Below are 26,454 nucleotides of genomic sequence, written 5' to 3' on the forward strand. Positions count from 1 at the left end.
GGGTCGCTCCAATTGGTTGTTTGCAGGCTCACTGCGCGCCGGTCAACGCGCGGCTGCCGTCATGAGCCTGATCCAATCGGCCAAGCTCAACGGGCACGATCCCTACGCCTATCTGAAAGACGTCCTCACGCGACTGCCGACCCACAAGGCGGCCGACATCGCCGAACTGCTCCCGCATCGCTGGACGCCCAGCGCCACCTAGCTGGCAAGACGGGTTCACCGGGTGCTTACGAACCTCGTTCAGCAAGCCAGTCGCGAACCGAGCCTCCAAAAACAAACACCCCAGCTCTGTGTAAGAGCTGGGGTGTTGGAGGGGAGAGCCTGGCGATGACCTACTTTCACACGGGAATCCGCACTATCATCGGCGCGGAGTCGTTTCACGGTCCTGTTCGGGATGGGAAGGGGTGGTACCGACTCGCTATGGTCACCAGGCTATGACTTGTTGTCACGTTGACGAGGTCAACGGGACCAATATGGGAATGTAGATTTGGGGTTGTGAGTTGTGTGTATCAGGCACAAGGCGGACCCAGCCGGAAACATACCGGTTATAGGATCAAGCCGCACGGGCAATTAGTACTGGTTAGCTGAACGCATTACTGCGCTTCCACACCCAGCCTATCAACGTCCTGGTCTCGAACGACCCTTCAGGGAGATCAAGTCTCCAGGGAATCCTCATCTTCAGGCAAGTTTCCCGCTTAGATGCTTTCAGCGGTTATCTCTTCCGTACATAGCTACCCTGCGATGCCTCTGGCGAGACAACAGGTACACCAGCGGTACGTCCACTCCGGTCCTCTCGTACTAGGAGCAGCCCCCGTCAAGATTCCAACGCCCACGGCAGATAGGGACCAAACTGTCTCACGACGTTTTAAACCCAGCTCACGTACCTCTTTAAATGGCGAACAGCCATACCCTTGGGACCGGCTACAGCCCCAGGATGAGATGAGCCGACATCGAGGTGCCAAACACCGCCGTCGATATGAACTCTTGGGCGGTATCAGCCTGTTATCCCCAGAGTACCTTTTATCCGTTGAGCGATGGCCCTTCCATACAGAACCACCGGATCACTATGTCCTGCTTTCGCACCTGCTCGACTTGTCGGTCTCGCAGTTAAGCACGCTTTTGCCATTGCACTTTAGGTACGATGTCCGACCGTACCAAGCGTACCTTCGAACTCCTCCGTTACACTTTGGGAGGAGACCGCCCCAGTCAAACTGCCTACCATGCACTGTCCCCGACCCGGATTCACGGGCCAAGGTTAGAACCTCAAACAAACCAGGGTGGTATTTCAAGGACGGCTCCACCGAAACTAGCGTCCCGGTTTCAAAGCCTCCCACCTATCCTACACAGATCGGTTCAAAGTCCAATGCAAAGCTACAGTAAAGGTTCATGGGGTCTTTCCGTCTAGCCGCGGGGAGATTGCATCATCACAAACACTTCAACTTCGCTGAGTCTCGGGAGGAGACAGTGTGGCCATCGTTACGCCATTCGTGCAGGTCGGAACTTACCCGACAAGGAATTTCGCTACCTTAGGACCGTTATAGTTACGGCCGCCGTTTACCGGGACTTCAATCAAGAGCTTGCACCCCATCATTTAATCTTCCGGCACCGGGCAGGCGTCACACCCTATACGTCCACTTTCGTGTTTGCAGAGTGCTGTGTTTTTATTAAACAGTCGCAGCCACCATTTTATTGCAACCCCTTCGTCCTTCTGGCGCGAGCCAGTCAAACTACAAGGGCGTACCTTATCCCGAAGTTACGGTACCAATTTGCCGAGTTCCTTCTCCCGAGTTCTCTCAAGCGCCTTAGAATACTCATCTCGCCCACCTGTGTCGGTTTGCGGTACGGTCTCGTATGACTGAAGCTTAGAGGCTTTTCTTGGAACCACTTCCAATTGCTTCGCGACCTAAAGTCGCTCGCCCCACACCCTTGAATCACGCACCCGGATTTGCCTAAGTGCCATCTCCAATGCAGGGACCGGGACATCCAACACCCGGACAACCTTCCGCGATCCGTCCCCCCATCGCATCATACGACGGTGCAGGAATATTAACCTGCTTCCCATCAGCTACGCATCTCTGCCTCGCCTTAGGGGCCGACTCACCCTACGCCGATGAACGTTGCGTAGGAAACCTTGGGCTTACGGCGAGGGGGCCTTTCACCCCCTTTATCGCTACTCATGTCAGCATTCGCACTTCTGATACCTCCAGCATCCTTTACAAGACACCTTCACAGGCTTACAGAACGCTCTCCTACCATGCACTTACGTGCATCCGCAGCTTCGGTATATTGCTTAGCCCCGTTACATCTTCCGCGCAGGACGACTCGATCAGTGAGCTATTACGCTTTCTTTAAAGGGTGGCTGCTTCTAAGCCAACCTCCTGACTGTTTTAGCCTTCCCACTTCGTTTCCCACTTAGCAATATTTAGGGACCTTAGCTGGCGGTCTGGGTTGTTTCCCTCTTGACACCGGACGTTAGCACCCGATGTCTGTCTCCCGTGATTGCACTCTTCGGTATTCGGAGTTTGCTATGGCGGGGTAATCAGCAATAGACCCCCCAACCATGACAGTGCTCTACCCCCGAAGGTGAGACACGAGGCACTACCTAAATAGTTTTCGGAGAGAACCAGCTATTTCCAAGTTTGTTTAGCCTTTCACCCCTATCCACAGCTCATCCCCTAACTTTTCAACGTTAGTGGGTTCGGTCCTCCAGTACGTGTTACCGCACCTTCAACCTGGCCATGGATAGATCACTTGGTTTCGGGTCTACACCCAGCGACTGAACGCCCTATTCGGACTCGCTTTCGCTACGCCTTCCCTAATCGGTTAAGCTTGCCACTGAATGTAAGTCGCTGACCCATTATACAAAAGGTACGCCGTCACCCGTTTCCAGGCTCCGACTGTTTGTATGCATGCGGTTTCAGGATCTATTTCACTCCCCTCCCGGGGTTCTTTTCGCCTTTCCCTCACGGTACTGGTTCACTATCGGTCGATTACGAGTATTTAGCCTTGGAGGATGGTCCCCCCATCTTCAGACAGGATTTCACGTGTCCCGCCCTACTTGTCGTACACCTAGTTCCACAATACTGTTTTCGCATACGGGGCTATCACCCACTATGGCCGGACTTTCCATTCCGCTTTGCTAACAATACTGCTAAAGAGTACAAGGCTGATCCCATTTCGCTCGCCACTACTTTGGGAATCTCGGTTGATTTCTGTTCCTGCAGCTACTTAGATGTTTCAGTTCACTGCGTTCGCTTCCCTTGCCTATGTATTCAGCAAGGGATGACCCATTCGGGCCGGGTTTCCCCATTCGGATATCTGCGGATCAAAGCTTGTTTGCCAGCTCCCCGCAGCTTTTCGCAGGCTACTACGTCCTTCATCGCCTGTAATCGCCAAGGCATCCACCACATGCACTTATTCGCTTGACCCTATAACGAGTATGTCTCGCTATAGGCTGAGTTCTCGCGTTGTGCCGTATTCCAAGACAATCTCATCGATTGCTCTGGTAATACTGGTTGATACAATCACAACCCAGTGTCGCGTTTGAGTGTGCGTCTCATCAACGCACCGCGACACCTTTACTACATTCCATATTGTTAAAGAACAGCCGAACTTTTACGCTCGTCTTGGCTAGGCCAAACGCAAACACCATCGACACAGCGTCGATGCTTGCGTTTGGTAACCAAAAGGTAATGGTGGAGGATGACGGGATCGAACCGACGACCCCCTGCTTGCAAAGCAGGTGCTCTCCCAGCTGAGCTAATCCCCCAGTCACGGCAGAGAACAACTTCCACCGTCCGTAACTTGGTGGGTCTGGTAGGACTTGAACCTACGACCCCCGCCTTATCAAGACGGTGCTCTAACCACCTGAGCTACAGACCCTTGGCTGTAACATCAAACAAACCGATAAGTGTGGACGCCTAACGTCGGATGCACGCTCTTAAAGGAGGTGATCCAGCCGCACCTTCCGATACGGCTACCTTGTTACGACTTCACCCCAGTCATGAACCCTACCGTGGTAATCGCCCTCCTTGCGGTTAGGCTAACTACTTCTGGTAAAGCCCACTCCCATGGTGTGACGGGCGGTGTGTACAAGACCCGGGAACGTATTCACCGCGGCATGCTGATCCGCGATTACTAGCGATTCCAGCTTCACGTAGTCGAGTTGCAGACTACGATCCGGACTACGATGCATTTTCTGGGATTAGCTCCACCTCGCGGCTTGGCAACCCTCTGTATGCACCATTGTATGACGTGTGAAGCCCTACCCATAAGGGCCATGAGGACTTGACGTCATCCCCACCTTCCTCCGGTTTGTCACCGGCAGTCTCTCTAGAGTGCCCTTTCGTAGCAACTAGAGACAAGGGTTGCGCTCGTTGCGGGACTTAACCCAACATCTCACGACACGAGCTGACGACAGCCATGCAGCACCTGTGTCCACTTTCTCTTTCGAGCACCTAATGCATCTCTGCTTCGTTAGTGGCATGTCAAGGGTAGGTAAGGTTTTTCGCGTTGCATCGAATTAATCCACATCATCCACCGCTTGTGCGGGTCCCCGTCAATTCCTTTGAGTTTTAATCTTGCGACCGTACTCCCCAGGCGGTCAACTTCACGCGTTAGCTACGTTACTAAGGAAATGAATCCCCAACAACTAGTTGACATCGTTTAGGGCGTGGACTACCAGGGTATCTAATCCTGTTTGCTCCCCACGCTTTCGTGCATGAGCGTCAGTGTTATCCCAGGGGGCTGCCTTCGCCATCGGTATTCCTCCACATCTCTACGCATTTCACTGCTACACGTGGAATTCTACCCCCCTCTGACACACTCTAGCCGTGCAGTCACCAATGCAATTCCCAAGTTAAGCTCGGGGATTTCACATCGGTCTTGCACAACCGCCTGCGCACGCTTTACGCCCAGTAATTCCGATTAACGCTTGGACCCTACGTATTACCGCGGCTGCTGGCACGTAGTTAGCCGGTCCTTATTCTTCCGGTACCGTCATCGACCCCAGGTATTAACCAGAGCCATTTCTTTCCGGACAAAAGTGCTTTACAACCCGAAGGCCTTCTTCACACACGCGGCATTGCTGGATCAGGCTTTCGCCCATTGTCCAAAATTCCCCACTGCTGCCTCCCGTAGGAGTCTGGGCCGTGTCTCAGTCCCAGTGTGGCTGATCGTCCTCTCAGACCAGCTACTGATCGTCGCCTTGGTGGGCCTTTACCCCACCAACTAGCTAATCAGACATCGGCCGCTCCTATAGCATGAGGCCTTGCGGTCCCCCACTTTCACCCTCAGGTCGTATGCGGTATTAGCTAATCTTTCGACTAGTTATCCCCCACTACAGGGCACGTTCCGATGTATTACTCACCCGTTCGCCACTCGCCATCAATCTAGCAAGCTAGATCATGCTGCCGTTCGACTTGCATGTGTAAGGCATGCCGCCAGCGTTCAATCTGAGCCAGGATCAAACTCTTCAGTTCAATCTGCTGTTTTCGCTCTTTACGAGCGGTCGCTCACTCTCAGAATCTGACTTGAACTTTCGTTCAAACCTTACTTCTGTGCGAGCACTTTATTACTTGTTAGCTAGCGGATCGAAATCCGCCGCACCCAGTATTAAGCGCCCACACTTATCGGCTGTTTGCTTGTTAAAGAACTTCGCGATCAACTTTGTTTATCGCGTCGCTGCGTTTTCTGCAGCAGAGAAACGAGATTATGCAGAGCTTTTTTGTCGCTGTCAACAACTCGTCGAAGAATTTTTATCCACCAACGCGCCGCCAACCACCACCGAATCTCCAGCCAACCGTCAACCACCCAATCGACCGCAAACCCGCTCTACACCTGCTTCTCCACCACTTAACACCACCACCGCCACTTGCGTTTCGGCGCTGTGTTTTGCAGCGAGGGGCGAACTATAGGCGGGTTTCCCGAACAGCGCAAGCCCTTTCTTTTCGCGGGGTCTTTCTGCACTTTTCGAGGGGCTACAGCGCCTTGTGAGACCGTACCCAGCGCAGCCCCCGTCCTGCCCGCTTCCGCGCGGCGCTGGCGCGCTTGTGAAAGGCGCTCACTATAGATAGCGGCGGCGGCTCGTCCAATAAGTCGGCAACGCAATCAAGGGAAACACTCGCATCGTGAACCTCGCCCAAGGCGTCTTGCAGTTTGCGCAAGTGACTTCGGTAGCGCTTGGCCGCGTGGGCCCCAAGCGCCGGGTAGAACGCTTCATATAGATAGCGCCACTGCTTTGCGGCGATGCGGGCACGATGCAGTCGTGGTGCAGACGATCGCTTGGGGTGACGCCCGCGACGAATCAGCTTCTTTCGGAGCGCTCCGGCCCGGGCGCGAGCAAAGCGGGAATGCCGCCCAGGCTCGCCGTCCGCATGAAAGGCAGCGACTGCCTGCTCCAGTTCGAACAACATTTCCGGCACGTCCGGCGAGGCCAGCCCGGCACGCAATTCCCCCCAAGCGCGGTTGCGCACCTCTTGGGACTTCTCAAAAGCCTCGTCCAGCCACGCCCGGCCGGCCTTGTCGCTATCGAGTAGGGACGCCTGGACGGCGGGGAGCCAATCGGTGAGCAGCACATCCCATTCGCGCACTGGGCCAGTGGATGCGGCAAGCGCTCGCAAGCGGGGCTTCCACTTGGCAACGAAGCTGGCAGGCAGGACCGGCGCAAACGCACCCAAGCGGAACGCAGCCGACGCAGGGTGACGCGGAACTGGTGAAGATCTTCGTCGCTGGGACTGGGCGCAGCCAGCTTGGCAAGGGCGTCGCGCAGCGCAGCGATGTGTTCAGTGACGATACCCCCGAAGATCGAAAGGATAGCCGCATGTGAGTGCTTGCTCACAATGCTCTCCGTGTGACGAGTCTGGATGACAGGGAAGCACGCAAGGTGCGCGCCTTGTCATTTCACTGTAGTGGAACGGTCGAAGACCGCAGAGAAGCTGGATCAAACGTCAGCGCGTTTCGCTGGCGACGATCACGTCCACCTCGGCGGCGCGGAGGACTTCGGCCATCGGCTCAGGCACGGGGACGTCGGTGAAGAACTTGTCGATCTGCGAGACATGGCCCAGGCGGACAACAGCGCGGCGACCGAACTTGGAGTGATCGGCCACGAGCCAGACTTCGCGGGACTGCTCGATGATGGACTGGGCGACGCGCACTTCACGGTAGTCATAGTCGAGCAGCGTGCCGTCTTCGTCGATGCTGGAGACGCCGATGATGCCGATGTCGACGCGAAACTGCTTCATGAAGTCGATCGTGGCCTCGCCAACGATGCCGCGGTCGCGGTTGCGCACGAGGCCGCCGGCGACAATGACCTCCGCGTCCGGGCTGCCGGAGAGGATCGACGCGACGTTCAGATTATTGGTGATGACACGCAGACCGCGGGGCCCGTTCTGGCCGACCAGTGCCTTGGAGACTTCTTCGGTGGTCGTTCCAATATTGATGATGAGCGAACGGCCGGGCTCGACGTGGCGCGCAACGACCTCGGCGATACGCCGCTTGGCGTCGATGTGCAGGACCTGGCGCTGGTCGTAGTCGATGTTTTCGACCGACGAAGGCAGGCCGACGCCGCCGTGATAGCGCGCGAGCAGGCGCTCGTCTTCGAGCTGCCGGATATCGCGACGGATGGTTTGCGTCGTGACGCCGAGCACGCGGGCAAGCGCGTCGACGGAGGCATCGCCGTGTTGGCGGACGTATTCGAGGATCTGGCGGTGTCGCGGAAGCATCAAGTCACGAAATGAACACAAACGAACACATATGAGCGGATTAGGCGATTCCCTATGTTGCTTTATTTTCGCCCTTCACTAAACTATCCGCCAACGCGTCACTATTCGCAAGGAAAGGCGCGAAAATCAACAGATTCAAACCCATGCAACTCACTGACGCGTCGCATCTGGACTGTGATCTGCTGGTGGTCGGAGGCGGCATCAACGGCGTGGGTATCGCGCGTGATGCCGTGGGCCGTGGCCTGTCGGTGGTCTTGTGTGAAAAGGACGACCTGGCCCAGCACACCTCTTCGGCCTCGACCAAGCTGATCCACGGCGGGCTGCGGTACCTCGAATATTACGAATTCAGCCTGGTGCGCAAGGCACTGCAGGAGCGCGAGGTGCTGCTGCGCATGGCGCCACACATCATGTGGCCGCTGCGTTTCGTGATGCCGCACGATGCCGCGCAACGTCCGGCGTGGATGATCCGCGCTGGCCTCTTCCTCTATGACCATCTGGCACGCCGGCGCTTTCTGCCGGGCTCGGAGTCGATCAAGCTGGCGCGGCATCCGGCCGGCAAGCCGCTCAAGGCTGGCTACACGCGGGGGTTCGTCTATTCCGACGGCTGGGTGGACGACGCCCGCCTGGTGGTGCTCAATGCCCGGGACGCGGCGGACCGCGGCGCACAGATCTTCACCCGCACGCGCTGCTTGAACGCGGAGCGCCGCGCTGATGGGTGGCACGCCTCGCTGGCTGGCCCGGACGGCATCCGCTCCGTGCGCGCAAAGGCGATCGTTAATGCCGCCGGGCCGTGGGCGGCGGAGTTCGCCCGTTCTGCGCACGCGCTGCCGAGCACGCGCGGCCTGCGGCTGATCAAGGGCAGCCACATCGTGGTGCGGCGGATGTTCGATCACCCGTTCGCCTATATCTTCCAGAACCCGGACGGGCGGATCGTATTTGCGATCCCGTACCAGAACGATTTCACGCTGATCGGCACGACGGATCTGGAATACAAGGGCTCGGTGGACCAAGTGGCCATCGATGCCGGCGAAATCCAATACCTGTGCGAAATGGCCAGCCGCTATTTCACCCGGCAGCTGACGCCGAGCGATGTGGTGTGGAGTTACTCCGGGGTGCGGCCGCTGCTGGACGACAGCGCCGCCAACGCCTCGGCCATCACGCGCGATTACCTGGTCGAATGCGAAACCGGCGCCGACGGCGCGAACGCCCCGCTCATCAACGTGTGGGGCGGCAAGATCACGACCTACCGCAAGCTGGCCGAAGAAGCGCTGGACCAACTGGCCCCGCATCTGCCGCTGGCCGGCAAGCCTTCGTGGACGGCCACCGCATCGCTGCCGGGCGGCGATCTGGAAGCGCCGGGGCAGCTGGTTGCCGAATACACCTTCGACGATTTTGTGGCGCGCCTGCAAAAACGTTTGCCGTGGCTGCCGACCCTGCTGGCGATGCGCTATGCGCACCAGTACGGCACGCGCGTGAACACGCTGCTGGCCGGCGCCACGCGGCTGGAAGAACTAGGCGCCGAAGTAACGCCCGGGCTGTACGAAGCCGAAATCCGCTACCTGATCGAACACGAATGGGCCCGCACGGCGCAGGACATCCTGTGGCGGCGGACCAAGCTGGGCCTGCACGCCAGCGATGCCGACCGCAGCCGGCTGGAAGTCTGGCTGGCGCGGCATCTGCCGGAAGGCGACACCACACCAGTGGCAGAACGAGCGCCCTGAAGCACCGGGACCCGCCGCCCGAGCCAAGACATCAAGAAATCAAAGCAGTAAGACGGGAGACATCAATTGATTCTGGAACTGGACCAGGTTACGGCCATGGTCGGGGCGCAGACGCATCTGTACCCGACCAGCCTGCGGCTGGCGCCCGGCGCCATCAACGTGCTGCTGGGGCCGACGCAAGCCGGCAAGACCACGCTGATGCGCATCATGGCCGGGCTTGACCGGCCGACCACCGGCCGCGTACTGGTCGACGGCAAGGACGTGACGGGCGTAGGGGTGCGCGATCGCAATCTGGCGATGGTGTACCAGCAATTCATCAACTACCCGGCGATGACGGTGTACGACAACATCGCCTCGCCGCTGCGCCTGCAGGGCACCAACAAGGGCGAGATCGACTCGCGCGTGCGGGCCGTCGCCGCCAAGCTGCACATCGAACATCTGCTGCAGCGCCTGCCGGCCGAGCTGTCGGGCGGACAGCAGCAACGCTGCGCGCTGGCGCGGGCGCTGGTCAAGCGGGCACCACTGGTGCTGCTGGACGAACCGCTCGTCAATCTCGACTACAAGCTGCGCGAAGAATTGCGTGCCGAGTTGGCATCGCTCTTCGCTGATGGCGGCACGACCGTCGTGTACGCCACCACGGAGCCGCAGGAAGCGCTGCTGCTGGGCGGCCACACCGTCGTCATGCATGAAGGCCGCGTGCTGCAAGACGGCCCGACGCTCGACATGTACGAAGTGCCGGTGTCGGTCAACGCAGCGGCCATCTTCAACGACCCGCCGATGAACGTGCTGGACGCCACCGTGGTGGAAGGCAACCAGATCCGCCTGCCACAAGGCATTGACGTTGCATGGACGCGCCCGCTGCCGATGACGGCCGGCACGCGCTGCCGCATCGGCCTGCGTCCGAGCCACATCCGCCTGGCGCCGCGCAACGGCGGTGCCGTCGCGCTGCCGGGCACGGTGGAGTTGGCCGAGCTGTCGGGCTCCGAAACGTATCTGCACGTGCGCGCGCACGCCGCTGGCCAGTCGAACACGATCGGCCTGGTCGCGCAGTTGCCGGGTGTGCATGAGTTCGAACTGGGCGCGGCGCTGGACGTATTTGTCGATCCGGCCGAACTGTTCCTGTTCGACGATGCGGGCAAGCTGGTGAGCGCGCCCAAGCAGGGAGGCGCACATGGCACGCATTGAATTCCGCAATCTGGGCCACAGCTACCGCCCGAATCCGCAAGCGCTGTCGGACTACGCGCTGCAGCCGATGAACATGACCTGGCGCGACGGCGGTGCGTATGCGCTGCTGGGACCGTCGGGCTGCGGCAAGTCCACGCTGCTGAACATCATCTCGGGGCTGCTGACGCCGTCGGAAGGCCAGGTGCTGTTCGACGACCGCGACGTCACGCACGCCAGTCCGCGCGAACGCAACATCGCCCAGGTGTTCCAGTTCCCCGTCATCTACGACACGATGACCGTGTTCGACAACCTCGCCTTCCCGCTGCGCAATCGCAAGACGCCGGAAGCCGAAGTGAAGAAGCGCGTGGAGGAAGTGGCCGAGATCCTCGAGCTGCAGCACGCGCTCAAGCGCCGCGCCTCTGGTCTGGCGGCCGACGCCAAGCAGAAGATCTCGCTGGGCCGCGGCCTGGTGCGCAAGGACGTGGCGGCCATCCTGTTCGACGAGCCGCTCACCGTCATCGATCCGCACCTGAAGTGGCAACTGCGTCGCCAGCTCAAGAAGATTCACCAGCAGCTCAAGCTCACGCTGATCTACGTGACGCACGACCAGGTGGAAGCGCTGACCTTTGCCGACGAGGTGGTCGTCATGACCGAAGGCAAGGTCGTGCAGCAAGGCGGGCCGGAAGCGCTGTTCGAGCGGCCGGACCATACCTTCGTCGGCTACTTCATCGGCAGCCCGGGCATGAACCTCTACCCGGTGACGGTGGATGGCGAGGTGATTGCGCTGGGTGATCAGCGCCTGTCGGTGGGGCGCGACACGCTTGCCACGCTCAAGAACGCAAACGGTTCGCTCAAGCTCGGCATTCGGCCGGAATTCGTGCAACTGGCCGCACCCGGCGAAGTCGGCACCGTCGCCGCCAACGTCCATCAGGTGCAGCAACTGGGTACGCACCAGTTGCTGACCGCCAGCCTCGGGGAAGCCGGCGGACTGCCGATCAAGGCCAAGCTGCCCAACGAAGTGTCCGTGACCGAATCGCGCGTGTGGCTGCGCCTGGATGCGCCGCAGACGCTGTATTACAGCAATGACGAGAGGATCGGCCGATGAACAAGCCGCTCAACAACAAGGCGTGGTTCCTGATCCTGCCGGTGTTCCTGTGCGTGGCGTTCTCCGCCATCCTGCCGCTGATGACGGTGGTGAACTACTCGGTGCAGGACATCATCAGCCCCGAGCAGCACGTGTTCGTGGGCGTGGACTGGTTCCGCCAGATCCTGCGCGACGGCGATCTGCAGGACGCGCTCACGCGCCAGCTGATCTTCTCGCTGTGCGTGCTGGCCGTGGAAATTCCGCTGGGCATCGGCCTGGCGCTGTCGATGCCGTCCAAGGGCTGGAAGGCGTCGGCCGCACTGGTGGTGCTGGCCATGCCGCTGCTGATTCCCTGGAACGTGGTGGGCACCATCTGGCAGATCTTCGGGCGCTCCGATATCGGCCTGGCCGGCTACTGGCTCAACCAGATGGGCATCGATTACAACTACACGTCGCACTCGTTCGACGCGTGGATCACTGTGCTGATCATGGACGTGTGGCACTGGACGCCGCTGGTAGCGCTGCTGGCCTATGCCGGCCTGCGCTCGATCCCGGATGCGTTCTACCAGGCCGCCGAGATTGACGGCGCCAGCCGCCTGGCCGTGTTCCGCTACATCCAGCTGCCGAAGATGCGCGGCGTGCTGATGATCGGCGTGCTGCTGCGCTTCATGGACAGCTTCATGATCTACACCGAACCGTTCGTGCTGACCGGCGGCGGCCCGGGCAATGCCACGACGTTCCTGTCGCAGTACCTGACGCAGAAGGCGGTCGGCCAGTTCGACCTGGGCCCGGCGGCGGCATTCTCGATCGTGTACTTCCTCATCATCCTGCTGTTCTGCTTCGTCCTCTACAACTGGATGCAACGCATGGGCAGCGCCAGCACGGCCGTGGGAGACGACCATGCCTAAGCAGAACCACAACAACGAACACAAGCGCAGGATCGCGCGCGCGATCACGCTGGCGGTATACGTGGCGTTTGCCGTGCTGCCGCTGTACTGGATGTTGAGCATGTCGCTCAAGACCAATGAGGAGACGCTGGCCGGCTTCTCGATCTGGCCGAAGCTCGTCACGTTCGACAACTACAAGATCATCTTCACCGATCCGTCGTGGTACTGGGGTTACATCAACTCCATCATCTACGTGACGATGAACACGGTGCTCTCGACCGTGGTGGCGCTGCCGGCGGCCTACGCCTTCTCGCGCTACCGCTTCCTGGGCGACAAGCACATGTTCTTCTGGCTGCTGACGAACCGCATGACGCCGCCCGCGGTGTTCCTGCTGCCGTTCTTCCAGTTGTATTCGACGGTCGGCCTGATGGACACGCACCTGGGCGTGGCGCTGGCGCACATGCTGTTCAACGTGCCGCTGGCGGTGTGGATTCTCGAAGGCTTCATGTCGGGCATCCCGCGCGAGATTGACGAGACGGCCTACATCGACGGCTACAGCTTCCCCAAGTTCTTCCTGAAGATCTTCCTGCCGCTGATCAAGGCCGGCGTGGGCGTGACGGCGTTCTTCTGCTTCATGTTCAGCTGGGTGGAGCTGCTGCTCGCACGCACGCTCACCTCGGTCGATGCCAAACCCATTACCGCGGTGATGACGCGCACGGTATCGGCTTCGGGCATGGATTGGGGCGTGCTGGCCGCAGCCGGTGTGCTGACGATCATTCCCGGTGCGCTGGTGATCTGGTTTGTGCGGAACTACATCGCGAAGGGCTTCGCGATGGGCCGCGTCTAAAACAAGAACGGGAGACACAGCCATGTTCAGCTGGATGGCCTGGACGCCCGAAGTGGCGATCTTCTTTGGCTGCATCGCCTTGATGCTGGCCAGCATGACGGTCTGGGAGGTGGTGCGGCCCACAGTGGAGCGCAAGGGCTTCCTGCCCATCGCCACCACGCGCGGCGACCGCCTCTTCATCGGCCTGTTGACCGCGGCCTATATCAACCTGGCGTGGGTTGGGCTCACGTCGGAGGAGACCGGCGCCTGGGGCGGCTTCATTGCCTCGATGGTGGTGCTGGCGATCGTGATGTGGCGCGGCTGATGCCGGTGCATCGTCCATGAATTTGCAGGTCCGGGAGCATCTGCGCAGGCTGATGCTCCCACGCCCAATTTGACGTACGGGCACAGGCATTCCATCACGCTCCCCGCGTCGGAATGCCGGATGTTTTCGCTGCGGGGAGAACAACAAGCCAACAAGCACGAGGAGATACCGATGAAAACATCCTGGCGCATGACGCTTCAGATCAGTGCCATTGCACTGGCGAGCGCCCTGGCAGTCGGCGCAGCCCATGCCGGCGAAGCCGAAGCCAAGAAGTGGATCAGCAGCGAATTCCAGCCCAGCACGCTGTCGCAAGACAAGCAGATGGCGGAAATGAAGTGGTTCATCGACGCCGCGGCCAAGCTCAAGGCAAAGGGCGTGACCGAGATCCACGTCGTGTCGGAAACGCTCGACACCCACGCCTATGAATCGAAGACGCTCGCCAAGGCCTTCGAAGAAATCACCGGCATCAAGGTCAAGCACGACATCATGCAGGAAGGCGATGTCGTCGAAAAGCTGCAGACCTCGATGCAGTCGGGCAAGAGCATCTATGACGGCTGGATCTCCGACTCCGACCTGATCGGCACGCACTATCGTTACGGCGTGATCATGCCGCTGTCGGACTACATGGCCGGCGAAGGCAAGGAGTTCACCAACCCGGGCCTGGACCTGAAGGATTTCATCGGCACGAGTTTCACCACCGCGTCTGACGGCAAGCTGTACCAGTTGCCCGACCAGCAGTTCGCCAACCTGTACTGGTTCCGCGCCGACTGGTTCGCGCGCAAGGACCTGCAAGACAAGTTCAAGGCCAAGTACGGCTACGACCTGGGCGTGCCCGTCAACTGGACGGCCTATGAAGACATCGCCAACTTCTTCACCAACGACGTGAAGGAGCTGGACGGCAAGCGCATCTACGGCCACATGGATTACGGCAAGAAGGATCCGTCGCTCGGCTGGCGCTTTACCGATGCGTGGCTGTCGATGGCCGGTTCGGCCGACAAGGGCATCCCGAACGGCCTGCCCGTCGACGAGTGGGGTATCCGTGCGGAAAACTGCGCGCCGGTAGGCGCCTCGACGTCGCGCGGCGGCGCCACCAACAGCCCGGCCGCCGTGTACGCCCTCACCAAGTACATCGACTGGATGAAGAAGTACGCGCCGCCCGAAGCGACCGGCATGACCTTCAACGAAGCCGGCCCCGTGCCCGCGCAAGGCCACATCGCCCAGCAGGTGTTCTGGTACAGCGCCTTTACCGCGCCGATGACCAAGCCGGGCCCGGTCGTGAACGCCGACGGCTCGCCGAAGTGGCGCATGGCCCCCTCGCCGCACGGCCCGTACTGGAAGGACGGCATGCAGAACGGCTACCAGGACGTCGGCTCGTGGACGTTCTTCAAGTCCACGCCGTTCGAGCGCCGCTCGGCCGCGTGGCTGTACGCGCAGTTCGTCACGTCGAAGACCGTGTCGCTCAAGAAGTCGATCACCGGCCTCACGTTCATTCGCGACTCCGATATCCACAGCGACTACTTCACCAAGAACGCGGCCAAGTACGGCGGCCTGATCGAGTTCTACCGCAGCCCGGCCCGCGTGGCCTGGACGCCGACCGGCAACAACGTGCCCGACTATCCGAAGCTGGCGCAGCTCTGGTGGAAGAACGTCGCCACGGCCGTCACGGGCGAGAAGACGCCGCAAGGCGCGATGGACAACCTGGCCAAGGAAATGGACCAGGTGATGGGCCGCCTGCAGCGCGCCGGCATGAAGAACTGCGCGCCCAAGCTGAACCCGGAAAGCGATCCGTCGAAGTGGCTGTCGACCGAACACGCCCCGTGGAAGAAGCTCGACAACGAGCGACCGAAGGGTGAGACGGTGGCCTACGACAAGCTGCTGGCTGCCTGGAAGGCAGGCAAGGTACGTTAATTCGCGCGTGTCCGTCGGTCGCCAACACGGGGCCGGCGGGCTACCATGCTTGCATTCGTTTCACATGCCGCGGGGCCGGCTGATCGTGCCCGGCGGTCACTCTTTTCTGCCTTATGGAATACCTCCTCGCGCTCGACCAGGGCACATCCAGCTCACGCGCCATCGTCTTCAACCGCGCCGGCCAGATCGTCGCCAGTGCCCAGCAGGAGTTTCCGCAGCATTTCCCGCAGCCCGGCTGGGTCGAGCATGACCCGTTCGACATCTGGAACAGCCAGCTCGCCACCTGCCGCGCCGCACTCGAACAAGCCAAGCTCTCCGCTGCCGACATGGCGGCGCTTGGCATCACCAACCAGCGCGAAACCACCATGGTGTGGGAGCGCGCCACGGGCAAACCGATCTTCAACGCCATCGTCTGGCAGGACCGCCGCACCGAAGCCATCTGCGAAAGCCTGCGCGCCGAGGGCCTGGAAGACGAGGTGCGCAAGCGCACCGGCCTGATCATCGATCCGTATTTTTCGGCCACCAAGCTGCGCTGGATTCTCGACCACGTGGACGGCGGCCGCGAGCGCGCGGCACGTGGCGAACTTGCCTTCGGCACCATCGACAGCTGGCTCGTCTGGCAACTCACACGCGGCCGCCTGCATGTGACCGACGTATCGAACGCTTCCCGCACGATGCTGTGGAACATCCACACCGGCGAATGGGATGCGGACCTGATGCGCGCGCTCGACATTCACCCGAGCCTGTTGCCCGAGGTGCATCCGTCTGCGCATCAGTTCGGGCAGACCGATGCCGACTGGCTCGGCGCCTCGCTCACCATCGGCGGCATTGCCGGCGACCAGCAATCGGCGCTCTTCGGCCAGGCCTGCTTCAAGCCGGGCATGGCCAAGAACACCTACGGCACCGGCTGTTTCATGTTGCTCAACACGGGCGACAAAGCGGTCCAGTCGCACAACGGCCTCATCAGCACGGCGGCATGCCAGAGCGGCACGAAGCGCAGCTATGCGCTCGAAGGCAGCGTATTCGTCGGTGGCGCGGTGGTGCAGTGGCTGCGCGACGGCCTGCGCGCCATCCAGCGCTCCGCCGACGTCGAAGGCCTGGCCGCCTCGGTGCCCGATTCCGGCGGCGTGGTGTTCGTGCCGTCGTTCACGGGCCTGGGGGCACCGTACTGGGACCCCACCGCGCAGGGCGCCATCGTCGGCCTCTCGCGCGGCACAACCATCGGCCACATCGCACGTGCGGCGCTCGAATCCATCGCCTTCCAGAGCACCGCATTGCTGCAGGCTATGACGCGCGATGCCGTTTCCACCATCTCGGAACTGCGCGTCGATGGCGGCGCCTCGGCCAACAACCTGCTCCTGCAGTTCCAGGCTGACCTGCTCGGCATTCCGGTCGTGCGTCCGGAGATCATCGAGACCACGGCGCTGGGGGCGGCTTACCTGGCGGGCATCGCCACCGGCTTCTATCGTGATGAAGCCGAGGTCGCCCAGCAATGGCGTGCCTCGCGCACGTTCCACCCCGTCATCAGCCGCGACGAGGCCGCACACCGCATCGCCCAATGGGAAATGGCCGTTGCGCAGGTCCGCCTGCCGACAACGCGCGGCCACTGAAGGCAAACCCGGCAACCAGAAAAAAGGCGACCCTCGGATCGCCTTTTTTCATGGTTCGGCCGGCGGCTTACTTGCCTTCGCTGTTCGGCGTCTGGGCGGGCCCGCCTTGTTCGCTCATCGCTTCCTTGCGCTTGGCGCGAGCTTCCTTCTTCTCGGCCTTGCGGTTAGCCTTGGCAGCCTTCTTTTCTTCCTTGTAGGCAGCCTTGGCGTCGGACTTGCGAGCCTTGTATTCGTCGCTCGCGGCCTTGTCGTCAATGCGCTTCTGAACCAGCGGGTCAGACGACGAAGTGGCCGGCCCGTCTTGCGGGGCGGTCTGCACGGTGCCGGTGGTCTGCGGTGAAGTCTGGGGTGCCGGCGTCATCTGTGCGAAAGCAGCCGACGCAGCAAACGTGGCGGCAACGGCAAGGGCGGTTTTCAGGCGCTGTTCAATCATGGTTGAGCTCCTTCTTTTACAAAAACACGGAATGGACGGACCACATAAGCGGCGCGCGAAGCACCCGAAGTGATCTCGGCGTACATCAACGGCGCACGCCGGGCGTTGCAAATCACAACACCCATCCCTTCGCAAGAAGCGCTCCCGGCCCATCGACTACACTGCGCGCTCTCTCTTCCCTCACTACGCCGTGTCCGATCCCGCCCCCGATTTCGTCCTGCTCGATCCACCCGCCGACGCCCTGCCGTTGGACGCGGACGCCGTTGCCCTTCATGTCGCGAGCGTGCAGCGCTGGCTGGAAGACGCCGTCATCGGCCTGAACCTCTGCCCGTTCGCCAAGGCCGTCCACGTCAAGCGGCAGGTCCGATACGCCGTCAGCCGCGCCACGATGGACGGCGACGTGCTCGACCACCTGCGTGCCGAAGCCGATCTGCTGCACACCACCCCCGCCGCACAGATCGACACCACGCTGCTGATCGTCCCCGCCCTGGCCGATTTCCTCGATTTCCACTCGCTTACGGAGCGCGCCGAATCGCTGCTCGCCAAGGCCGGCTACGAAGGCGAGCTGCAACTGGCCAGCTTCCACCCCGATTTCGTCTTCGCCGATGCCGAGCCGGACGACATCGCCAACGCCACCAACCGCGCGCCCCTCCCGATCCTGCATCTGCTGCGCGAAGACAGCATCGCCCGCGCCGCCGCGGCCGTGCCCGACGCAGCGGACATCTACGAGCGAAATATCGCGACGATGGAAAAGCTGGGCCCCGAAGGCTGGGCAGAAATGGCAAAGAAGTTCGGCAAGACACCGCCCCGCGATTAACCAACTGACCAAAGGCAGCGACGGTTTGGCCGTCCCTGCCCTAGATGGCGCCTTGAATTTCTGTGAGCGGGCGGAAAAAGGAAGGAGGCCTGTCTGAGCGCAGCGAGTTTGCCTCCTTCCCCGCACGGTCACATAAATTCAAGGGGAAGTCGCCATCTCGGGCGCGCATTTCTTTGCTTACTTTCTTTGGGCAAGACCAAAGAAAGTGAGTCAGCCCCGGCAGGGGATGAAACAAGAGATGGACCGGCACCAGCCATAAAAGCCGACGCCCCAAGAAACGACGCTCACACGCCTCGATCCACCGGCGGCGTCCACTGATACGCCCAAGTCTCAGAAAGCAACCGCTCCCCCGACTGCAACGTCAGCAACAACTCAATCGGCGCATTGCTCGCATCCGGCACCACATCAAACATTGCCCGGACACCATCGATGCTCGCCAGCGGCCGCGCCGACGCAATCTCCACCCGCCCGCGCGAGGCGCGTATGACAGGCTCCACAGTCGACCCCGCCGTGCTGCGCCCCAGCCGCGACAGCTCACCGCCGGCAAAGTCGACGACAAACCGCCACGAGAAGTATTTGCGCGGCTGCCCCACCACGCCGCCAATGCCCGTACGCGTCGCCACCACCCGCGCCAGTGGCGAGGCCGCTGCGGGCTGCGCGCCCCACGTCAGCCGATAACCGAACGCCAGTTCCTGCCCGGCATGCGGCGCAACGGCGGGCCGCCAGAAGGCGACGATGTTGTCGAAGGTTTCATCGTTGGCCGACAGCTCCACCAATTCGACCGCGCCCTCGCCCCAGTCATGCGTGGGCTCGACCCACACGCTCGGGCGCTTCTCGTAGAACACGCCGTCATCCTGGTAATGATCGGGATTGCGATCGCGCTGCAGCAGGCCGAAGCCACGCGGGCTGTCGTCGGCAAAGCGCTGGCTGCGCAGCACGGGCGGATTGGCCAGCGGCCGCCAGATCCACTCGCCCGAGCCACGCCAGATGGCCAGGCCATCGGAATCATGGATTTCCGGGCGCCAGTCCGATGCGCGCCAGCGACGTGCGGCGCTATGGCGATCGCCGGCGCGGTCGGTGCGGTCGTTCTCGCCGTAGAGGAACATGCTGGTCAGCGGCGCGATGCCCAGACGCTCGATCGGCTTGCGCACGTAGAGCGTGGCGGCCACGTCCATCACGAGCGTGTCGCCGGGGCGGATGTCGAAGCGGTAGATGCCGGCCACGCTCGGAGAATCGAGCAGCGCATAGACGCGCGCCGTATCGGCATCGGCGGCCGGGCGCACCAGCCAGAATTCAGTGAAGTCCGGAAACTCTTCTGCGCGAGGCAACCCCGTATCAATCGCCAGGCCGCGCGCCGACATGCCGTATTGCCACTGCCCGCCGACGGCGCGAAAGTAGCTGGCACCCAGGAAGGCCGTCACATCGCGCGTCGGGTCCGCCTTGGTCGTCAGCCGAAAACCGGCGAAACCGAGATCGGCCGGCAGCGCCTGGTGATCCAGTCCGCTCTTGCCGTAATCGAACATGGCCGGGTCGTAGGCAATCAGGCGGGCATGGCCGTCCACCACCTCGTGCATCTGGACAGCCGACTTGAAGAACAGCCCGAGGTGGAAGAACTTGGCCTCGAACGGCAAGTGCTGGCCGGCCCACAATGCGTGATCGGGGCGATAGCCAATCGATTGATAGCCGTCCCAGCCAAGCGTGACCAGCGGCTTGGGCAACTGCGTGCTGCGGGGCCGGTATGGCCTTGTGGCCAAGGCCCGGGCACGCGCCAGCAGGCGGGCTTCGTCAAACGGTTCGGGGGCGCCAGCGGCGGTGCCGGGCGTGGCGCTGCGGGACAAACCAGGAGCCAGGGCAAGCAGCCCGGCGGCCAACTGCTTGAGCAGGTCGCGACGGTGCATGGATGGGGGCAGGACCAGGGGATGAGCCAGGGGTGATTCATCTTCGCACAACCCACGCCCAGGCAGCATCCGGTAAAAACCTTTCATTGGACCCACAACCCTGCGCCGTGACCGGGATTGCGCCAGTTGTGCGTGGCGCGGGGCCGCCAGTTGGAGCACAATCCCGGGTCTGTTCGCATGTACAACGCATATACGTCGCCTATGGTGAACAGAACAGATTCGAGCAATCGGCCTGGCTAAACGGGTCGACGCCCGCCACGATCATCACGGCGCCCATGCTTTCACAATCCTCCACGCCCCCGCTGCCCGATACGGCCTCGACCGAACCGTCCCCCGCCATTGCGGCTGCGCTGGAGTCATTCGGCCGCTACTACGACGACGTCCTGCTGCCCATGTGGCTGGGGCCCGGCTGGAATGCACAGGCCGGCCTCTGCTATGAGGCGCTCATCGTCGACAACGGCGCGCTGGTGCCGGCATCCACCGCGCGCTACCGGGCGATGGCGTGTGCGCGGCAGCTGTATACCTTCGCGCGTGCCACACAGCTCTCCAGGCGCCACCGCGATCTCTGCGCCGAACGCGCCGCTGCCCTGTGCCACGCGCTGGACACGCGCTTTCGCGACACGATCCACGGCGGCTGGCTGTTTGCGATCGACAGTGCGCTGGCCCCGCACGACACCACCAAGGATCTGTACACGCACGCGTTCGTGCTGTTTGCCGCCGCACACTGGCTTGCCGTGAGCGGCGACCCACGTGCGGCCGCGCTGATGCATGACGCGCACGACGTGATCGCCCGCAGCTTTGCGCGGGCCGGGGTCAAACCGCTGCCGGTCGCGTCCATGGACGCCAGGTTCAGCACCACGCTGGCCGGCGTCGCGCAGAACCCCGTGATGCACCTGACCGAGGCCTACTTGGCCGCCGCCGCGCTCGACGAACCGCCCGCCTGGGCCGAGACCGGGGTGCGCACGCTGGCCGAGGGCATCCTCGCGCGCTTCATCGACACGCGCACGGGCAGCATCGCCGAGTTACCGATCGACGAGGCCAGCACCGACAACCGCATCGAACCCGGTCACCAGTTCGAATGGTTCTACCTCGTACGCGCGCACGCCGATGTCTTTACGCGCTCCGAAGCCGGCCTCCATCTGGCCGAGAGCCTTGCCCGCGCGGTGGACGCAGCCTGCGCCGACGGCGTGGATGCCGACACCCAGGGCGTGTGCCTGTCGCTCAATCTGGACGGCACGATGCGCGACGCCAGCCAGCGCATCTGGGCGCAGACCGAATACGGCCGCGCCCTCGCGCTGTGCACCGAAACGCAGGGCGCCATGCTCGCGCGCCTGCTGCCGGTGTGGTCGGCGCGCTTCCTGCACGCACAAGGCTGGAACGAGGTCATCGACCCGGCCGGCCAGCGCCTGCGTGCCGACATGCCGTCGAGCACGCCATACCACATCACCACCTTTTACGAGGCGGCCCGCAGTTCGCTGTCCGGCTCGCCCGCACGTTGTACCCAAGCTGTTGAATGACATCCACCATGCATACCACCAACCCCAATGAATCCAAGGCTCGCACCGTCTTCCGGGTGGTCAGCGGCAACTTCCTGGAGATGTACGACTTCATGGTCTACGGCTATTACGCCAAGGCCATTGCCGACACCTTCTTCCCCGCCGGCAACGAGTTCCTCTCGCTGATGCTGTCGCTGGTGACCTTTGGCGCCGGCTTCCTGATGCGGCCCCTGGGGGCAATCTTCCTGGGCGCGTACATCGACCGTCACGGCCGCCGCACAGGGCTGATCGTCACGCTGGCGCTCATGGCCTGCGGCACGCTGCTGATCGCGCTGGTGCCAAGCTACGCCACCATCGGGCTGGCGGCGCCGCTGCTGGTCCTGATCGGCCGTTTGCTGCAGGGCTTTTCGGCCGGCGTGGAGCTGGGCGGTGTGTCGGTCTACCTGGCCGAAATCGCCACCCCGGGCAAGAAGGGCTTCTTCGTGAGCTGGCAATCGGCCAGTCAGCAGGTGGCCGTCATGTTTGCCGCGCTGCTGGGCGTGCTGATGTCGTACCTGCTGCCGCCGTCTGAGATGAGCGCCTGGGGCTGGCGCGTGCCGTTCCTGATCGGCTGCCTGATCGTGCCGTTCCTGTTCATCATCCGCCGCTCGCTGCAAGAGACCGAAGAGTTCCAGAAGCGCAAGCACCGTCCGGACCTGCGCGCCGTGTTCCGCTCGATGGGCCAGAACTGGCGCCTGGTAGGCGCGGGCACGCTGATGGTCGTGATGACCACGGTATCGTTCTACCTGATCACAGCCTACACGCCGACCTTCGGCAAGAGCGTGCTGCACCTGTCCGACATGGACAGCCTGATCGTCACGCTGTGCGTGGGCGCCTCGAACTTCTTCTGGCTGCCGATGATGGGCGCGGTGTCTGACCGCGTCGGCCGCCGCCCGCTGCTGATCCTCTTTACCGTGCTGATGCTGGTGACGGCCTACCCGGCCATGCAGTGGCTGGTTGCTGCACCGTCGTTCGCCCGCATGCTGACCGTGCTGCTATGGCTGTCGTTCCTGTACGGCAGCTACAACGGCGCGATGGTCGTCACGCTCACCGAGATCATGCCGCCGGAAGTGCGCACCACCGGGTTCTCGCTGGCGTACAGCCTCGCCACAGCCATCTTCGGTGGCTTCACCCCGGCGATTGCCACATGGCTGATCCACGAAACGGGCAACAAGGCGATGCCGGGCGTGTGGGTGTCGTTCGCCGCGCTGTGCGGGTTGATTGCCACGCTGGCGATCGTCAAGCCGGCGGGCAGGCATGAGCATGGGGCGGGCACGGCGCCTGTGGCCTGACGGGCATTTGGGATGAAGGAACGCCTCTTGGAGGGGAATCTCTCTGAGGGTCGTTTTGATTTTCGGCTTTTGTTTTCTTCTGGGATTTTTTTGTGGCCCCCCCCTTTCGTTCCCTGCCGGGACCGACTCACTTTTCTTTGTCTTGCCAAAGAAAAGTAAGCAAAAGAAAGGCGCGCCCGAGATGGCGACACCCCCTTGAATTTGTGTGACCGTGCGGGGAAGGAGGCAAACTCGCTGCGCTCAGACAGCCTCCTTCCTTGATCCGCCCGCTCATCAAAAATTCAAGGCGCCATCAAGGGCTCAACGTCAAAAGAGAAAGGCCAACCCGTCGCGCGGTTGGCCTTGTCGTTTGGGCTGGCGCCCAGAGGGTGTGGCTTTTGTCTTTTGACTTTCCTGCCCTAGATGGCGCCTTGAATTTCTGTTGCAGGGAAGAAAAAGGAAGGGAAACTGTCTGAGCGCAGCGAGTTTTTCCCTTCCCCTCCCTGCGACAGAAATTCAAGGAGGGGGTCGCCATCTCGGGCGCGCATTTCTTTGCTTACTTTCTTTGGGCAAGACCAAAGAAAGTGAGTCAGCCCCGGCAGGGGATGAAACAAGGGATGCACCACAAAAACAAAACCAAAACCCCAGCGAAGTTCACCGGGGTTCTAATCTACTCAGCAACCCGCCGAGCAATATGCTCCAATGCCTCCTCCACCTGATCAATCAAAATCAGGCAGAGGTCCCCCGGCTGCAACCGCCCCAGCGCGGTGTCGATAGCCAGAAATTCACCACGGATTTCATCAACACGGCTCGTGCGTGACGCACCCTGCAACCCTTCACGCAGCAGCGCAAGCACTTCACCATCGGCGCGCCCGCGCTGGCATTGGTCTTCATACAGCACGACATCGTCAAACACGCCGCCAAGAATCTGCGTCTGCTTGCGGATATCTTCGTCGCGGCGGTCGCCGGCCCCGCTGATCACCACCATGCGACGCTGCGCCGGCATGGTGGCTACCGCGTTACACAGTGCCTGGATGGCATCCGGGTTATGGCCGTAGTCGGCGATGAGCGTGGCGCCCTTGTAGTCGAACAGGTTGAAGCGCCCCGGCGCGGTTGCGGCGTCGTTCACAAACGTCGCCAGCCCGCGGCGGATCACCGTCCAGTCGATGCCAAGCGCCCATGCCGCCGCAATCGACGACATCGCGTTTTCCACCTGGAATCCGATCGTGCCGTTGCGCGTGAGCGGAATGTCGGCCAGTGCGATGCGCGTTTCGTTGGCACCTTCGGCGGCTACGATCTCGGGGCCATCGACAAACACCACGCGCTTGCCCTGCGCGCGGTGCAGCGCCAGGGTCGGCAGGCCCGGATCGTGCGCGAAGAACGTGACCGAACCAGGGCAGCCCTCCGCCATGCGCGCGACCATCGGGTCGGCGGCGTTGAGCACCGCCATGCCGCGCGGCGCCACGTTCTGCACGATCACGCTCTTGAGCACGGCCAGGTCTTCCACCGTGCTGATGTAGTTCAGGCCCAGGTGGTCGCCTTCGCCCACGTTCGTCACCACGGCCACATCGCAGCGGTCGAACGCAAGACCTTCGCGCAGCAGGCCGCCGCGCGCGGTTTCGAAGACGGCGGCATCGACATCCGGATGCAGCAGCACGTTGCGCGCGCTGCGCGGGCCGCTGCAGTCGCCGGTGTCGATGCGCTGGCCCTGGATGTACACGCCATCGGTGCCGGTCATGCCCATGCGCAGACCACTGGACGCCAGCAGATGGGTAATCAGGCGCACGGTCGTCGTCTTGCCGTTGGTGCCGGACACCGCCACCACGGGGATGCGGCCGTCGTCGCCATCCGCAAACATCGTCGAGACAATCGCCTCGCCCACGGCACGGCCCTTGCCGTACGACGGCTGCAGGTGCATGCGCAAACCCGGTGCGGCGTTGACTTCCACGATGCCGCCGGCCTGGTCCTCGAACGGCTTGAGCATGGTTTCGCACACGGCGTCTACCCCGCAGATGTCGAGGCCGACCATCTGCGCGGCCGCGACGGCACGCGCCGCGATAGCCGGGTGCACGTCGTCGGTCACGTCGGTGGCGGTGCCGCCCGTGGAAAGGTTCGCGTTATTGCGCAACACCACGCGCGTGCCCTTGGGCGGCACGGCGTCGGCGCTCAGGCCCTGCTTGGCGAGCGTGGCCAGTGCAATGTCGTCGAAGCGGATTTTCGTGAGCGACGTGGCATGTCCTTCGCCGCGGCGCGGGTCGCGGTTCACTTCGTCGACCAGCTCGCGCACGGTGTGCTTGCCGTCACCGATGACTTGCGGCGGGTCGCGGCGCGCAGCTGCCACCAGGTGCTTGCCCACCACGAGCAGACGGAAGTCATGGCCGGGGATGTAGCGCTCGACGATCACGTCCGAAGAAATGTCGGCCGCCGCTTCGTACGCCGTCATCACTTCTTCGCGCGTGCGGATGCGTACGGCCACGCCCTTGCCCTGGTTGCCGTCGCGGGGCTTGACCACGACCGGGCCGTGGATTTCCTGCGCGGCTTCCCAGGCTTCCTCGGCGCTGCGCACCGAACGGCCCAGCGGCACTGGCACACCGGCCGCATGCAGCAGGGCCTTCGTGAGGTCCTTGTCCTGCGCGATCGATTCGGCCACGGCGCTGGTCATGTCGGTTTCGGCGGCCTGAATGCGGCGCTGTTTGCTGCCCCAGCCAAACTGCACCATCGAGCCCTGCGTGAGGCGGCGATACGGAATGCCGCGCACCACGGCGGCGTCGACGATGGAGCCGGTGCTCGGCCCCAGGCGTACGTCTTCGTCCAGCTCGCGCAGGCGGTGCAGTGCATCGTCCAGATCAAACGGCTGGTCGTCGCGGGCGGCCAGGCAAAGTTGGCCGGCCAGCTCGAATGCCAGTCGGCCCACTTCTTCTTCGGTGTATTCGACGACGACCTGATACGTGCCCGGTTCGAGCGTGGGCTCGGTGTGGCTGAACGTCACCGGGCAACCGGCGGCAGCTTGCAGGCCCAGCGCGGCGGCTTCCAGCGCGTGCGCAATCGATGGCGCATCGGCTTCGTCATCGGGGCGCATCGGGCCAATCGCCGGAAAGCGCGCGCGCAGGCGGTCTTCAAAGCCCGGCAGCTCGGCCAGCAGTTGGGATTGGTCCGAGCAGGCCACGATGGCCTCGATGGCCGTATGGCGGCACCAGAGATTTGGGCCGCGCAAGGCCCGGATACGAGAGACTTCCATGCAATCAGCTTTCCGT

The 26,454-nt window shown here is 62.2% G+C and carries 16 protein-coding genes, 2 tRNA genes, 3 rRNA genes and 1 pseudogene; 12 read left to right on the forward strand and 10 right to left on the reverse strand.

The annotated features are described in order from the left end of the window. The coding region (locus tag BEK68_RS23220; RefSeq protein WP_139111378.1) for a transposase domain-containing protein at positions 1–202 on the forward strand (202 nt) is incomplete at its 5' end. 117 nt (positions 203–319) lie between these two features. Here the strand turns inward: BEK68_RS23220 and rrf are convergent. From rrf to BEK68_RS23255, 7 genes and pseudogenes are all read right to left on the reverse strand, one after another. After that, positions 320–432, reverse strand: a 5S ribosomal RNA gene (gene rrf / locus BEK68_RS23225). Between the two features lie 117 nt (positions 433–549). After that, positions 550–3,428: ribosomal RNA gene (locus BEK68_RS23230) — 23S ribosomal RNA — on the reverse strand. Between the two features lie 265 nt (positions 3,429–3,693). Then, positions 3,694–3,769 (reverse strand) — tRNA-Ala (locus BEK68_RS23235). A 36-nt stretch (positions 3,770–3,805) separates the two neighbouring features. Next, positions 3,806–3,882 (reverse strand) — tRNA-Ile (locus BEK68_RS23240). Between the two features lie 60 nt (positions 3,883–3,942). Continuing rightward, a 16S ribosomal RNA gene (locus tag BEK68_RS23245) occupies positions 3,943–5,480 on the reverse strand. Together the 16S, 23S and 5S rRNA genes with 2 tRNA genes alongside form the textbook arrangement of a ribosomal RNA operon. Before the next feature lie 498 nt (positions 5,481–5,978). Then, a pseudogene (locus BEK68_RS23250) lies at positions 5,979–6,838 on the reverse strand (CHAD domain-containing protein). A gap of 109 nt (positions 6,839–6,947) precedes the next feature. Beyond that, the gene (locus tag BEK68_RS23255; protein WP_004637124.1) at positions 6,948–7,721 is read right to left on the reverse strand and encodes a DeoR/GlpR family DNA-binding transcription regulator; all 774 of its coding nucleotides are present in this window, start codon (positions 7,719–7,721) and stop codon (positions 6,948–6,950) included. A gap of 143 nt (positions 7,722–7,864) precedes the next feature. Between BEK68_RS23255 and glpD the strand changes: the two genes are divergently transcribed. The 8 genes from glpD (at position 7,865) to glpK (ending at position 17,246) form a co-directional block, all read left to right on the forward strand. Continuing rightward, positions 7,865–9,442: a glycerol-3-phosphate dehydrogenase gene (gene glpD, locus BEK68_RS23260; RefSeq protein ID WP_012436595.1), complete on the forward strand. Its 1,578-nt coding sequence runs from the start codon at positions 7,865–7,867 to the stop codon at positions 9,440–9,442. A 66-nt stretch (positions 9,443–9,508) separates the two neighbouring features. After that, a complete protein-coding gene (locus BEK68_RS23265) occupies positions 9,509–10,627 on the forward strand; it encodes an ABC transporter ATP-binding protein (protein WP_012436596.1) in 1,119 nt (372 codons plus the stop codon). Continuing rightward, positions 10,614–11,711 (forward strand): ABC transporter ATP-binding protein, encoded by a 1,098-nt coding sequence (locus BEK68_RS23270; RefSeq protein WP_012436597.1) that lies wholly within the window; start codon positions 10,614–10,616, stop codon positions 11,709–11,711. Before BEK68_RS23265 ends, BEK68_RS23270 begins: the two co-directional genes overlap by 14 nt. Beyond that, positions 11,708–12,598, forward strand: coding sequence for a carbohydrate ABC transporter permease (locus BEK68_RS23275; protein ID WP_004637132.1), 891 nt, complete (start codon positions 11,708–11,710; stop codon positions 12,596–12,598). Before BEK68_RS23270 ends, BEK68_RS23275 begins: the two co-directional genes overlap by 4 nt. After that, positions 12,591–13,424, forward strand: coding sequence for a carbohydrate ABC transporter permease (locus BEK68_RS23280; RefSeq protein ID WP_012436598.1), 834 nt, complete (start codon positions 12,591–12,593; stop codon positions 13,422–13,424). Before BEK68_RS23275 ends, BEK68_RS23280 begins: the two co-directional genes overlap by 8 nt. Positions 13,425–13,446: 22 nt before the next feature. After that, positions 13,447–13,728, forward strand: coding sequence for a DUF2160 domain-containing protein (locus tag BEK68_RS23285; RefSeq protein ID WP_004637136.1), 282 nt, complete (start codon positions 13,447–13,449; stop codon positions 13,726–13,728). Between the two features lie 171 nt (positions 13,729–13,899). Beyond that, positions 13,900–15,636, forward strand: a complete 1,737-nt coding sequence (locus BEK68_RS23290) for an ABC transporter substrate-binding protein (RefSeq protein ID WP_012436599.1) — start codon at positions 13,900–13,902, stop codon at positions 15,634–15,636. 113 nt (positions 15,637–15,749) lie between these two features. Next, positions 15,750–17,246, forward strand: coding sequence for a glycerol kinase GlpK (glpK, locus tag BEK68_RS23295; protein ID WP_012436600.1), 1,497 nt, complete (start codon positions 15,750–15,752; stop codon positions 17,244–17,246). A 67-nt stretch (positions 17,247–17,313) separates the two neighbouring features. Here the strand turns inward: glpK and BEK68_RS23300 are convergent, their stop codons facing one another. After that, a complete protein-coding gene (locus tag BEK68_RS23300) occupies positions 17,314–17,679 on the reverse strand; it encodes a hypothetical protein (protein ID WP_012436601.1) in 366 nt (121 codons plus the stop codon). Between the two features lie 190 nt (positions 17,680–17,869). Between BEK68_RS23300 and BEK68_RS23305 the strand changes: the two genes are divergently transcribed. Further along, positions 17,870–18,496: a DUF1415 domain-containing protein gene (locus tag BEK68_RS23305; RefSeq protein WP_012436602.1), complete on the forward strand. Its 627-nt coding sequence runs from the start codon at positions 17,870–17,872 to the stop codon at positions 18,494–18,496. Positions 18,497–18,780: 284 nt separating this feature from the next. Here the strand turns inward: BEK68_RS23305 and BEK68_RS23310 are convergent, their stop codons facing one another. Next, positions 18,781–20,394, reverse strand: coding sequence for a glucan biosynthesis protein (locus tag BEK68_RS23310; protein WP_024542590.1), 1,614 nt, complete (start codon positions 20,392–20,394; stop codon positions 18,781–18,783). 275 nt (positions 20,395–20,669) lie between these two features. Between BEK68_RS23310 and BEK68_RS23315 the strand changes: the two genes are divergently transcribed. Both BEK68_RS23315 and BEK68_RS23320 read left to right on the forward strand, forming a co-directional pair. Next, entirely contained in the window at positions 20,670–21,911 is a 1,242-nt protein-coding gene (locus tag BEK68_RS23315) for an AGE family epimerase/isomerase (protein ID WP_012436604.1), read from the forward strand. Between the two features lie 8 nt (positions 21,912–21,919). Then, positions 21,920–23,221 (forward strand): MFS transporter, encoded by a 1,302-nt coding sequence (locus BEK68_RS23320; RefSeq protein WP_024542591.1) that lies wholly within the window; start codon positions 21,920–21,922, stop codon positions 23,219–23,221. Positions 23,222–23,870: 649 nt separating this feature from the next. On the opposite strand, the gene cphA is transcribed toward BEK68_RS23320, so the two are convergent. Then, the gene (gene cphA, locus BEK68_RS23325; RefSeq protein ID WP_012430098.1) at positions 23,871–26,438 is read right to left on the reverse strand and encodes a cyanophycin synthetase; all 2,568 of its coding nucleotides are present in this window, start codon (positions 26,436–26,438) and stop codon (positions 23,871–23,873) included. Between the last annotated feature and the right edge of the window lie 16 nt (positions 26,439–26,454).

This window comes from Ralstonia pickettii, assembly GCF_001699815.1.
Lineage (GTDB): Bacteria > Pseudomonadota > Gammaproteobacteria > Burkholderiales > Burkholderiaceae > Ralstonia > Ralstonia thomasii.